We start from the raw sequence: 13,686 nt of genomic DNA, 5'->3' as shown, positions 1-13,686 counted from the left end.
TATAGTCCATGGTTTAACTGAATCCATCCATTGTTCAACTTCTAACAAAAAGGCAACTTTAAGTAACCACGTAATGACATGACGGACAACAAAAACACATTCAACAACAGGTACATTATTGGAATTTCATTCATCTCTGCCCTTGGCGGTTATTTGTTTGGATTCGACTTTGCGGTGATATCCGGAGCCTTACCCTTCCTGAGGGAACAGTTTATGCTGGATGCCTGGTGGGAGGGCTTTTTAACAGGTTCCTTAGCTTTAGGATGTATAGCAGGTTGTTTAATTGCCGGAAAGCTCGCCGATAAATATGGCAGGAAACCTGGCTTGATGCTCGCTGCTTTTATTTTCGCAGTTTCTTCCATAGCAATAGCATTTTCCCCAGGCCTTACTTTCTTTATACTGATGCGCTTTGCCGCAGGAATCGGTGTTGGAATGGCATCTATGTTATGCCCGATGTACATTGCTGAGATCTCGCCTGCAAAAGTACGGGGCAGGAATGTAGCGATCAACCAATTGACGGTAGTTCTTGGGATCCTGATCACCAACCTCGTGAATTATTTTTTGGCCGATACGGGTGAAAATGCCTGGAGATGGATGTTCGGATTGGGAACAGTACCTTCTGTTTTCTTTTTATTAGGTGTGATATGGCTTCCTGAAAGTCCGCGCTGGCTGCTGAAAGATGGGCAGGATGTAGCAGCCAGAAAAGTTTTAGACAAAATTGGTTCAGTGGAATTTGTTGAAAGTACGGTTTCTGCCATTCAAAGATCATTGACGGGCACTACTAAATACACTTATAAAGAACTATTTGATAAGGGTGTGCGGCCTGCTGTAGTTGTTGGGATCACTTTAGCCGTATTCCAGCAGTTCTGCGGGATCAATGTGGTGTTCAATTATACTTCTACCATATTTGAATCTGTTGGGGCAAACCTGGACAGGCAGCTTTTTGAAACGGTAGCGATCGGATTTGTGAATCTTGTGTTTACGCTGCTGGCCATGTGGCAGGTGGATAAAATGGGCCGCCGTCCACTGATGCTGATCGGTTCATTGGGGCTATCTGTCGTATACATCATCCTGGCCTTTATGCTGCAAAATCAGTACCCCGCAGGTATGGTTTCCATTTTTGTTTTATTGGCCATCAGCATGTATGCAATTTCCCTGGCGCCGGTAACCTGGGTGTTGATCTCGGAGATCTTTCCAAACAAGATAAGGGGCATGGCTTCATCGGTAGCTATTGTTTCTCTTTGGGGAGCCTACTTTATCCTGGTGTTTACATTTCCCATCCTCGCTAAAAAATTAGGTGCATATGGACCGTTCTATCTCTATGCAGTCATCTGTTTTCTGGGCTTTCTCTTTGTGTTAAGGAAAGTCAGGGAAACCAAAGGACAAACCCTCGAAGAACTCGAAGACAATTTAATCAGACATTAGTATGAAAACAGCGCAAGTAAACGTTTGGGAAGAAGAGGTGATCATACCCACCTATGGTATCGGTAAACCAGACAAGAACCCTATGTTCTTTGAAAAACGTATTTACCAGGGAAGCAGTGGCGTAGTTTATCCAAACCCGGTTATCGAAAAGATATACGATGAAAAAACAGACAAGGCTTATAAAGCACTCTTCCTGGAGAACGAATACCTGAAGATCATGATCCTGCCCGAACTTGGAGGCAGGATACAGATGGCATATGATAAGATCAAACAGCGGCATTTTATCTACTATAACCAGGTGATCAAACCTGCTCTGGTGGGACTTACCGGTCCATGGATATCAGGAGGGATCGAGTTCAACTGGCCTCAACATCATCGTCCCAGTACATTTGATCCTGTGGATTATAAGATTGAAGAAAATCCGGATGGAAGCATGACGGTATGGGTGAACGAGGTGGAGCAGATGTTCCACACAAAAGGACTTGCCGGTTTTACTTTACATCCGGGCAAGGCCTATATTGAGATCAAAGCTAAACTGCTTAACCGCTCCAGCTTACCGCAGACTTTTCTCTGGTGGGCCAATCCGGCAGTAAAAGTGAATGACCACTATCAGTCTGTGTTTCCTCCTGATGTGAATGCTGTGTTTGATCATGGCAAACGTGATGTATCTACTTTTCCAATAGCCACCGGCACTTATTACAAAGTAAATTATGCTCCCGGAACAGATATATCCATGTATAAGAATATTCCGGTCCCTACTTCTTACATGGCCATTAATTCTGCTTATGATTTTGTAGGCGGCTACGAACACGATTCAAAGGGTGGATTACTCCATGTTGCCAATCACCATGTTTCTCCCGGGAAAAAACAGTGGACATGGGGGCATAGTGATTTTGGACAAGCCTGGGACAGGAACCTGACGGATGAAGACGGGCCTTATATAGAACTGATGACCGGTATGTTTACAGACAATCAGCCGGATTTTACCTGGCTGTTGCCGAATGAAGAAAAATCCTTTACGCAGTACTTTATGCCTTACCAGGAATTGGGTATGGTGAAAAATGCTACCCGGGATATTCTGCTGGCATTGGAGCTGCACGAGGCAGAAGCAGAACTAAAGATATATGTGACTTCATTGCAGAAGGACATCCGCATTCAACTCTTTTATGAAGGGACTGAACTGTTTTCCGATCAGGCAAGTATTGATCCGAAGTTGGTTTATGTCAAAAAAATTAACCTGCCGGAAGCGGTAAAGGAAAACGGTTTGTTATTGATCATCCATTCTCAAAAGGGTAATGAGCTCATCAGGTATGAACCGGCAGCTAATAAGATCAATGTGATCCCGGAAGCAGCAAAACCTGCAGTTGCACCTGAACTGGCAGAGAATAACGAACAGTTATTTTTAACAGGCCAGCATCTGGAACAATACCGTCATGCAACCTATAGCCCGGTGCCCTATTATGAAGAAGCCTTAAAGCGTGATCCCCAGGACATCAGGTGTAACAATGCATTAGGCCTTTGGTACCTGCGGAGAGGTCAGTTTGGCCAAAGCGAACCTTACTTCAGAAAAGCCATCCAGACAAGTACACAGCGCAATCCAAACCCTTATGATACTGAGCCGTATTATAACCTTGCTTTAAGCCTTAAGTTCCAGAACAAGCACGATGAAGCTTATGAGTTTTTTTATAAAGCAACATGGGGTAAAGCCTGGAAAGACAGTGGATACTTTGCCGTAGCGCAGATAGACATGGCCCGGGGAGATCACCAATTAGCCTTAGAACATATCAATGCTGCAATAGATGGTAATGCCGGCAACAGCAAAGCCTACGTTGTCAAAGCTGCTGCATACCGGAAGATGGAACAACATGATCAGGCCATCGCGGTTTCCAAAGCGGCCCTGATCAGAGATCCGTTTAACCTGGGCGCACTATATGAACTTTCCCTGGCTTTTGGTGCAACATTTCAAACGGCTGAATGTACCGCCGCTTTGGAAGAGCTGATGAAACTGTCCAGGGGATATGAGCAGAATTTTATCGTCTATGCGCTGGATTATGCCGCGGCAGGATTGTATAGTGAAGCATCAGACCTGCTCCATTATGCTGTTAAACAAACAGGGACGCATCCGATGGTGTATTATCATCTGGCCTCGTTTGCTCATCACCTGAACAAGAAGAATAAGGTTGAAGATCTGCTCAGCAAAGCGGCTGAAGCGGATCCTTATTTGTGTTTTCCAAACAGGCTGGAGGACATAAACGCCTTGCAGCTGGCTATATCACTCCGTCCGGCAGATCCCCGGGCTCCTTATTACCTGGGTAACCTGTTTTATGACAAGCGCCAGTATTTATTGGCCATACATTATTGGGAGAACGCTGCCAAAGCAGACCCTGCATTCCCAACGGTATGGAGAAATCTTGGCATCGCTTATTTTAATAAACTGAATGATCAGCAGAAGGCTTTAATGTGTTTTGAAAAAGCGTTTGAACTGGATACCAAAGATGATCGTGTGCTGATGGAATTACACCAGCTTTACAAAAGATTGAACTATACGCCCTGGGAAAGGCTGAAGTTTTTGGTAAAACACCAGGAAACCGCTGCTCAAAGGGATGATGTTTACCTGGAAATGATCACGATCCATAATTTTATGGGTGATCATGCTAAAGCCATGCAAATGCTCAGGAACAGACAGTTCCATCCCTGGGAAGGAGGAGAAGGTAAAGCTTCCGGGCAGTATGTGTATGCGCTGGTACAAACAGCAAAAATGATGATTGCAGACGGGCTTCCCGCGCAAGCTATTGAATTGTTGAAACAGGCCCAGGTTTATCCCCATAACCTGGGTGAAGGAAAGTTGTTCGGAGCACAGGAGAACGAGATATTTTATCTGATGGGCTCTGCTTTTAATGACCTCGGTGATCAGCAGCAGGCCATCACTTATTTCCAAAAAGCAACCATCGGGAGTACGGAACCTGCTGCCGCTATTTTCTATAATGATCAGCAACCGGACAAGATCTTTTACCAGGGCCTGGCCTGGAAAAAACTGGGAGATGATGAAAAAGCAACTGAAATTTTTAAGCGCCTGGTCAATTATGGTCTGCAGCATATGACCGACGACGTGAAAATTGATTACTTTGCGGTTTCACTACCCAATCTGCTGGTATTTGAAGATGATCTCCAGTTGAGGAATAAGGCCCATTGCCTTTTCATCAGTGGACTGGGATACCTGGGATTAGGGTCCAATGAACTGGCGAACCGTTCGTTCCTTGATGTGCTCAACCTCGATGCTGAGCACCTGGGGGCTAAACAACATCTTGAAATCCAGAAACCGATAATAGATCTTATAGATTAATTACATGAAACAATTTATCCCTGTTGCTTTATTGATCGTATGTACACTCCAGAGTGTTGGTCAAACTACCATTCCGATAGAGACGAGGCATAATGCTTTGGTATTGCAGGCTGATGCCAAAAACAACCTTGCTACCATTTACTTTGGCAGGAAATTGTCCGGCGCGGAAGAGTATGCACATATTCCAGCTGCTTACAAGCAGGCGGGAGATTATACAGGTGTTCTGAATTCAGCCTATACTTCTTCCGGTTCTAAAAGCCTGTTTGAGCCTGCGATAAGTGTCAGTCATGCTGACGGGAATAATTCGCTCGACTTACGGTACGTAAGCCATCAGGTGACAAAAGTGGATGATGATGTGTCTTTGACTACGGTACTTTTGAAAGATCCTGTTTATGATTTCCAGGTAACGCTTTATTATAAAACCTATTTCAAAGATGATGTAGTGGAGCAATGGAGTATCGTTAAACATCGGGAAAAAGGGAATGTTCTACTTTCCAAATATGCATCTGCCAACTTATACCTGAAAGCAGAAGGCGGATTTTGGCTGACCCAATACCATGGAGACTGGGCTAAAGAAATGCAGCCTGAAGAATCAAAAGTCACCCATGGTATAAAAACTTTAGACAGTAAACTTGGCACCAGAGCAAATTTGTTTATGCCATCGGTATTTATGGTCTCATTGAATAAACCTGCTACAGAAGATGAAGGAACTGTACTTTATGGTTCCCTGGAGTACAGTGGTAATTTCAGGACTGACCTGGAACTGGATTATCAGGATAATCTAAAGATCATCTCGGGCATCAATAATTACGCTTCTGTATACACGCTTAAGCCAAACGAAGAATTTGAGACACCAGCATTCCTATACACCCTGTCCAGCAACGGAAAAGGTACCGCAAGCAGGAATATGCACAACTGGGCCAGGCAGTATAAATTGCTGGATGGTAAAGGAACAAGACTGACATTGCTGAATAACTGGGAAGCCACTTATTTCGACTTTAATGAAAGCAAATTATTTGAACTGCTGAAGGATACCAAAAAGCTTGGCGTGGATATGTTTCTGCTGGATGACGGCTGGTTTGCAAACAAGTATCCACGTAATGGCGATGTTGCCGGCCTGGGCGACTGGGAGGAAAATAAAGCCAAGCTGCCAAACGGGATATCTTCTCTTGTGAAGGAAGCGCAAGCCAATGGGGTGAAATTCGGCATCTGGATTGAGCCTGAAATGGTGAATCCTAAAAGTAATTTGTACGAAAAACATCCTGATTGGGTGATTAAGCAGCCGAAGCGCGAGGAATACTATTTCAGAAATCAACTTGTACTGGACCTGAGCAACCCCAAAGTACAGGACTTTGTGTTCGGCGTAGTCAATGATCTGTTTACCAAAAATCCTGAGCTTGCCTATATCAAATGGGATTGTAATGCAGTCATCTACAATGCTTATTCTGCGACTTTAGGCAACCAGGATCATTTCTATATTGAATACATGCGTGGTCTGTATAAAGTGCTGGAAAGGATACGCAGCAAATACCCGACTGTGCCCATGATGCTTTGCTCTGGTGGCGGTGGCCGTGTAGATTATGCAGCCCTGAAATACTTTACAGAATTTTGGCCAAGTGATAATACCGATCCTTTGGAACGGATCTTTATCCAATGGCAGAACTCCTATTTTTATCCGGCCATCACATCCTCCAACCATGTGACAGATTGGGGCAAACAACCCATTAAATTCCGTACTGATGTAGCCATGATGGGTAAGTTGGGTTTTGATATTGTGATCAAACATCTAAACGACAATGATCTGAATTATGTGCAGCAGGCAGTAAAAACGTATAACAACATCAAACCGATCATCTGGCAAGGTGATCAATACCGGTTGGCTAATCCAACAGAGGGCAGCCTGGCATCCATGCTGTATGTGAACGCAACGCAAACTTCTGCCGTCATGTTTAATTTCCTGGTGAACAACCGCTACGATCAGGGCAGTAAATTTCCTGTTCGGTTAAAGGGACTGGATCCGGCTAAACACTATCGCATCAAAGAACTGAATGTATATCCCGGAACCAGCTCAACAATAGATTCCACCAAAACTTATACTGGGGAATTCCTGATGACCATAGGTCTTAATCCTCATGTAAATACAGGCAGGACCAGTGTGATATTGGAAATAGAAAGTAATTAGGTTTTGTATGAAACCTAATTACTTTTGGAAGTGATCTCTTTGATCTCTCCGTTTACTTTTACTTTGACCTTCTTTGCTTTTGTGGAGCTTATCCTGTAGGAGATGATCTTACCATCTTTCCAGTTCATATCTACCGTGAAGTTTCCACGGGCTTTTAATCCTTTTACATTTCCATATGCTTTCCATGCATCTGGCAGTGCAGGGATCAGATCGATAAAGCCATCATGGCTTTGTATCAGCATTTCGGCCAGGCCTGCAGCGGCACCAAAGTTTCCGTCTATCTGAAATGGCGGTCCGGCGGACAGCATATTTGGATATACTCCACCACCTGCTCCATAATTGATATCCAGCCTGAGGGTTGGTTTGAGCAGCTCTTTAAAAAGTTTAAAAGCACGGTTGCCATCCTGCAGTCTTGCCCAGAACAATAATTTATACGCAATGGTCCAGCTTGGCCCATCGTCTCCTCTTACTTCCAGGGTTTTTCTGGCTGCCTGGGCCAGCGCCGGCGTATGGGTTGGTGTAATTAATGCCGCAGGATACAGGCCATATAAGTGAGAGATATGACGATGCTGAGGATCCGTTTCCTTATAATCTTCTATCCATTCCTGGATGCGGCCATCTTTACTGATCACTCCTGCAGGAGGTACCAGCTTCAATCGGTTTTCCAGTTCTTTTCTGAAATCCGCATCGATACCTAAGATGGTAGAAGCGGTGATCACATTGTTAAACAGTTCTCTGATGATCTGATTGTCGATGGTGGGTCCCATGGAAATACTGGCGGTCTTTCCATTTGGCAGGTAAAAAGTATTCTCCGGAGATACGGAAGGGGAGGTAAGCATCCAGCCTGTTTTAGGATCTTTAACCTGTGCACTTTTATAGAATAGTGCGGACCCTTTTAATACCGGATAGATCTCTTTGAGGTATTTCAGATCCATGCTGAAAGCATAATGTTCCCAAAGATTGTTGCACAACCAGCCTGAACCTGCATTGGCCGCTCCCCAGGATGCACTTTCTCCCGGCTCTGTAAAACCCCATACATTGGTGATCACATGGGCGATCCAGCCCTCCGCATTATAATATGCTTTTGCTGTTCTTTCACCAGGTTTTACCAGGCCCTTTACCAGATCTGCCAGGGGAAGGTTTAGTTCCGAAAGATTACTTACTTCCACAGGCCAATGGTTCATCTGCACATTCACATCCAGATGGTAATCTCCGTTCCAGGGTGTGTTAATTTCTTTAGCCCATAATCCCTGCAGGTTTGGAGGCAGCAGGCCAACTCTTGTGCTGCTGATGGTAAGATACCGTCCATACTGGAAAAAAAGCGCGGCCATGCCCGGATCCAATTCTGAGCGTTGATAAAAAGCCGCCAGCCGGGAATCGGTGGACTGCTCTTCTGTTTTACCAGATCCAAGATCGATGCTTAATCTTTTAAACAGTTTCCTGAAATTGGCAATGTGATTGGCCTTCTGTGTTGCATAAGACTTATTCATCGCCGCGGCCAGATATTGCTGCGTCTTTTCTTTAAATACATTCCCTCTGAAGTCAGTAGCTGCTGAAACATAAATGATCAGCTCCGTCGCGTCTTTAATGATCAGGGAGTTTTGATCTGCACTTACGTTTCCTCCCTTTAGCTTAACACTTACCCTGGCCAGGTATTGCATTCCCTTACCATCTGTTCCATTATCAAGCTGCCCGGACATCTGCAACTGCTGGCCCTCGATTTTGACAGCAAACTTTTCAGGACGGTTGATGTTGATCCTGCAATTGATCATTCCTGCTTTGTCTGCGCTGATCTTTATGATATCAACATCATCGTCAAAACTGCTAAAATATTCTCTTTTATATTTTACCTCGTTCAAAGTATAACTGCAGCTGGCAATGGCGCTGTCCAGGGACAGTTCGCGTTTATAGTCTTTGGGTGTGGCATCCTCGTCCTTATGGTTGTAATGGATCTCAAGGGCGCCCAGGGTCTGGTATTTTCCCCACTGCGCGCCGCCGGAGCCGGGGCCTTTACATACAAAATCACGGTTAACCAACGCCTGTGCTTCATCATTTTTTCCTTCCAGGATCAACTTTCTTATAGCCGGAAGGCTTTTGTTGGCCTCATAATTATTGGCATCCTGCTCAGATCCTGACCAAAGCGTGATATCGTTGAGTACAATTTTTTCATTTGTTAGCCCGCCGTCAGGGGTCATTCCCAATCGGCCATTGCCAAGCGGTAAAGTTTCCTCCCATAATTTTGCCGGCTTATCATACCATAACCTTAAGGGCTTTTGCTGTGCATTAACAGATGCAGATAAGCAAGACAAGAGTATAAATAAAGAAGAAATGCGGTTGTACATAGACCTGGTTCAGTTTATATGATGGAACTCAAAAATACCCTGTATTACCATACTGTGCAATGGATTATACCTGTTTAATAATGGATAAAATGACCTTGCCTTTTCCCCTCTCCAACAAAAATATCAGCGAATATTTGCGCAAGTCAAACCTTGCGCATATATTTGCAAGGAATAACTTGCGCATTATGGCACAAACAAGAGACATTTTTCAGGCGATAGCAGATCCAACCCGCAGGCAAATTATAGGCATGCTGGCTGGGCAATCACTCAATGTGAATGCCATTGCCAAAGAGTTTGATATAACCCGGCAGGCAGTTTCATTACATATACAATTCCTTAACGATTGTGGCCTTATTATAATCAAGCAGCAAGGCCGGGAAAGATATTGTGAAGCGAAACTCGAAAAATTAAATGAAGTAACGGCCTGGGTAGATCAATACCGGAAATATTGGGACAAAAAACTTGATTCATTGGAAGGCTATCTGGCAAAAATTCAAAAAAAGAAAAAATAGAAAGATGGAAAACTACAATACATTCAAACAAGAAGGGAACATTCTTATACATACAAGACTTCTGGATGCTCCAAGAGATCTGGTTTGGGAAGTATGGACCAACCCGGCACATATAAAAGAATGGTGGGGACCAAACGGTTTTTCGCTAACTACTAAATCAATGACTGTAGAACCAGGTAAGATCTGGGATTTTATCATGCATGGTATGGGACGGGATTGGGATAATAAAATTGAGTATGTAGAAGTGAAAAAGCCTTCCCTGTTATCTTATAAACACTCTGGCGCAGAAAACGAAGATTATAACTTCATTGTTTCTGTTTCATTTGAAGAGGCTGAAGGGAAAACATTATTGACAATGAAGTCAGTATTTAAGTCAAAAGAAATTATTGATGAATTAAACAGAAAGGTAAATGCTATCGAAGGTGGCAAACAGACTTTAAACCGCCTTGGGGAGTACCTCAATATATTAATTAACGAATAAAATAATTTTATGAGAAAGATCATTTCATTTATGCACATATCGCTTGACGGGTATGTAGCAGGGCCAAACGGAGAAATGGATTGGATTAAAGTAGATGAGGAAATTTTTGACCACGTTGGTAAACGGATAGGCGAAGGCGACACTGCATTATATGGACGGGTAACTTATCAGATGATGGAGAGTTACTGGCCTACCGCAGCAGACAAGCCGACAGCGAGCCAACACGACATTGAACATTCAAAGTGGTATAAAGAGGTTCACAAAGTTGTTTTATCAAAAACGATGGAAGCTGAGGGTTTGGATAACACAACAATTATAAGCGACAACCTTTCGGACAGCATAAATGAAATAAGACAACAGGAAGGTGAAGACATCTTGCTTTTTGGCAGCCCGACAGCAACACATTCACTTATGCAACTGAACTTAATTGATGGCTACTGGCTATTTGTTAATCCAATTATTCTTGGGCAGGGTATTCCCTTGTTTGCAGGCATCAAAGACAAAATAAAACTAAAACTATTGACTACCAGACAGTTTGCTTCCGGGGTAACTGAACTGAATTACACGGTGGAGAGATAAAGAATAATATCAGTATAATATCTTATATTGGATTAAATTCATGACGTGTCATGTTCCAATGTTCATTACGAATTTCCCTATTGGTTGCTGTTCTTGCAATAGCTTTAGCTACATCAGCACAACGTCCTTCCGGCAAGATATTTTTCAGCCAGGATGCGCTGATAAAGGAACAAGGAATACAACAGCTAACGTTGTCCAACAAGACAAACCTGTACCTCACCGTTTCGCTGTCAAAACCGCTAACTGATTATCTGAGTGAGCTGGCTCCCTCCATCTATCGGGATTCGCTTGCTAAAGTCGGAAATTACCAGTTCTCATTTTTAGTTGATGGAAAGCTGATCTATCAAACCGAATTGTTACCCGGCGCCCCCCTTGCTGCACAGCAGCAAGCAGATACAATATGGACGAAACCACTTATCGACAATGAACATGAGGGCAGATCGTGGAGCCAGTCGGCCTGGAACAGATTTATGTATAATGGTGGTGACAGCGTACTGACGGATGGATCGCATCATCTCCAGATTATTTTACGCCCTTACGTTAAAAGCCCCGGTCTGATCACCGGTGAAATAATCGCTGAAGGACAACTGGCACTTTTGGTAAAGCGTAAGCCAGAGGTTAGATTATCAACTATAAAATTATCTCCTGTCAGGCCTTATTATGATCTTGTTGCATCTCCTGATAGCTTCGATAAGGATAAGATAAAAACTTTACGGGCATATATAGAAGCTGATGTTTTCAGGCATGTGACCAGCGTGGTAGCATTGAAAAATGGTAAGATCCTTTTTGAAGAATATTTCAATGGTTCCTCGCGTGATAGTCTTCATAACACGCGCTCTGTAGGAAAAACCTTTACATCGGCACTTTCCGGCCTCGCTATTCGCGATGGTTATTTGCAATCCCCGCAGCAAACACTCGGAGAATTCTATCAACTGGAGAACTATAAGCATTACTCTCCGGAAAAAGCACGGGTAACACTTAAGGAATTGCTAACAATGAGTTCCCGGTTCGCCGGCGATGATAATGATCCAGACTCTCCTGGTAATGAAGAAAACATGTACCCGACGGATAATTGGGTGAAGTTTACAATGGACCTGCCGCTGGATACCGTACGCTATCAGAAACAGTGGCATTATTTTACAGCCGGTGTGATGCTGCTGGGCAGTACACTTGACAAGATAATTCCCGGAGGGCTGGAAAAGTATGCTGCAGACCATTTTTTTAAACCGCTGCATATTATCAACTACCGTTGGAGTTATACACCACAAGGCGTAGCAAATACAGCTGGCGGCATCCGCATGAATTCACTGGACTACGCAAAATTCGGGCAACTGTACGCCAACAAAGGCAAATGGAACGAACAACAGCTCCTCCCGGAAAAATGGGTGAGTGAAAGCCTCTCACATCAACTACCCATAACCGGACGGCCTGGCGAGTTTTACGGATATCTGTTCTGGAACAAGACTTACCGTGTGAATGGCAAACTTTATGAAGTGTATTACTGTTCCGGAAATGGTGGTAACAAGATCTTCATCTTTAAAGATCATCCTCTCGTTGTGGTGCTAACAGCAACTGCATATGGCATGGCCTATGCACATAGGCAGGCAGATCGAATGATGGAAGATCTTATCTTACCTGCAGTTTTTAATAAATGATCTTTATGGTTTGATGTCGCTAATCGGATCGGCATCAATGGGTTTGGCCGGATCATATATCGCCACACCCACTCTTGAATCAGCGCAACCATAATAGAGATACCATTTTTTCTTAAACCATGCCATGCCTTCTATAAATACGGTACCGTTTCCATATTGCCCACTTTTTTCGAACGATTCCATCGGTCTGAAAAAGGGGACGTCGAGGCGGGCCAGCAATTTGGTAGGATCGGTTTTGTCAAACAGCATTTGCCCAGCGCAATATGCGCCTCCATTATATCGTTTATCGCCTCTGTCGCCAGCATGGTTTCTGCCATTATAAAGCAGAACGATCCCTTCTTTGGTCATTACAGCTGGTGGGCCGCATTCCGTCATATCGCTGTCGAAAAAGCCTTTTCGTGGTGAGGCCAGTTTCAGTAATGCTCCCTGTTCGTCCACTAATGGCGTCCAGTCAACCAGATTTGTTGAGGTTGCAGCATATACATGTCTTTCGCCCCAGTACATAAAATATTTACCATTCAGTTTAACAATAACCTGCCTGCCTTTTTTAACCTGTGTTAAGATGGATGCTGACTTTGTAGCCACGTTAAGAAATTTCCCTTCATGGGCGTCTTGAAATATTGGGCCATGTTTTGTCCAATGCTGCAGGTCCTTTGATGTGGCTGCTCCTAACCTGGGTACTTTCCTATTCCATTGCGTATATAACATGACGTAAGTGCCATCTTCGGTTACTGCTATACGAGGATCTTCACATCCTCCCGGCCATTCATATTCTTTTTGATCATCGTTAGCAGGGTAAAGAACAGGTGCTGTTTTGCGGGTAAAATGCAGTCCGTCCGGACTAATGGCATAACCCAGCCTTGAGGTACGGCTACCAATTTTTATCCCGGTTTTATCTTCAGACCGGTAGAGGACAATGATTTTTCCATCCTTGACTGCAGCTGCCGGGTTGAAGGTATCATTATCCTCCCAATGAATTTTGGTATTGGTCATTGGGTCCAGGAATGTTGTGTTTGAGTCTACTGAGATGACAGGATTTACACCTTCCGGCCTGACAAAGCCGCCCAGCGCCCAACCGGGGAGTATGTTTTTATTTTGTGCTGAAGTATTTATACTCGTAGAGAGTATAAATACCAGGCTTAAGGGAAGAAAATACTTGTTGATCAT

9 protein-coding genes are annotated in these 13,686 nt (G+C 43.9%); 7 read left to right on the top strand and 2 right to left on the bottom strand.

The genetic code is table 11. The annotated features are described in order from the left end of the window. Positions 1–78 precede the first annotated feature (78 nt). Genes GFS24_RS19520 through GFS24_RS19510 form a run of 3 tightly spaced genes read left to right on the top strand, consistent with a single transcriptional unit; the run spans position 79 to position 6,950 of the window. Positions 79–1,425 (top strand): sugar porter family MFS transporter, encoded by a 1,347-nt coding sequence (locus tag GFS24_RS19520; protein WP_153662313.1) that lies wholly within the window; start codon positions 79–81, stop codon positions 1,423–1,425. Between the two features lies 1 nt (position 1,426). Then, positions 1,427–4,768, top strand: a complete 3,342-nt coding sequence (locus GFS24_RS19515; RefSeq protein ID WP_153662311.1) for a DUF5107 domain-containing protein — start codon at positions 1,427–1,429, stop codon at positions 4,766–4,768. A gap of 4 nt (positions 4,769–4,772) precedes the next feature. Then, entirely contained in the window at positions 4,773–6,950 is a 2,178-nt protein-coding gene (locus GFS24_RS19510; RefSeq protein ID WP_153662309.1) for an alpha-galactosidase, read from the top strand. A 14-nt stretch (positions 6,951–6,964) separates the two neighbouring features. On the opposite strand, the gene GFS24_RS19505 is transcribed toward GFS24_RS19510, so the two are convergent. Then, complete coding sequence (locus GFS24_RS19505; RefSeq protein WP_153662307.1) at positions 6,965–9,292, bottom strand: glycoside hydrolase N-terminal domain-containing protein; 2,328 nt, start codon at positions 9,290–9,292, stop codon at positions 6,965–6,967. 80 nt (positions 9,293–9,372) lie between these two features. Between GFS24_RS19505 and GFS24_RS19500 the strand changes: the two genes are divergently transcribed. From GFS24_RS19500 to GFS24_RS19485, 4 genes are read left to right on the top strand one after another with little or no spacing between them, the layout of a single operon-like run. Next, a complete protein-coding gene (locus GFS24_RS19500; protein ID WP_371731225.1) occupies positions 9,373–9,804 on the top strand; it encodes an ArsR/SmtB family transcription factor in 432 nt (143 codons plus the stop codon). A gap of 4 nt (positions 9,805–9,808) precedes the next feature. Next, complete coding sequence (locus tag GFS24_RS19495; RefSeq protein ID WP_153662305.1) at positions 9,809–10,285, top strand: SRPBCC domain-containing protein; 477 nt, start codon at positions 9,809–9,811, stop codon at positions 10,283–10,285. Positions 10,286–10,294: 9 nt separating this feature from the next. Next, positions 10,295–10,864, top strand: coding sequence for a dihydrofolate reductase family protein (locus GFS24_RS19490; RefSeq protein ID WP_153662303.1), 570 nt, complete (start codon positions 10,295–10,297; stop codon positions 10,862–10,864). 50 nt (positions 10,865–10,914) lie between these two features. Further along, a complete protein-coding gene (locus GFS24_RS19485; RefSeq protein WP_153662301.1) occupies positions 10,915–12,519 on the top strand; it encodes a serine hydrolase in 1,605 nt (534 codons plus the stop codon). 3 nt (positions 12,520–12,522) lie between these two features. Here GFS24_RS19485 and GFS24_RS19480 read toward each other — a convergent pair whose 3' ends face one another. Continuing rightward, entirely contained in the window at positions 12,523–13,686 is a 1,164-nt protein-coding gene (locus GFS24_RS19480; protein ID WP_153662299.1) for a glycoside hydrolase family 130 protein, read from the bottom strand.

It is taken from the genome of Chitinophaga sp. SYP-B3965, assembly GCF_009647655.1.
Taxonomy (GTDB): Bacteria; Bacteroidota; Bacteroidia; order Chitinophagales; family Chitinophagaceae; genus Chitinophaga.
This window is presented reverse-complemented; position numbering and strand designations above follow the sequence as displayed.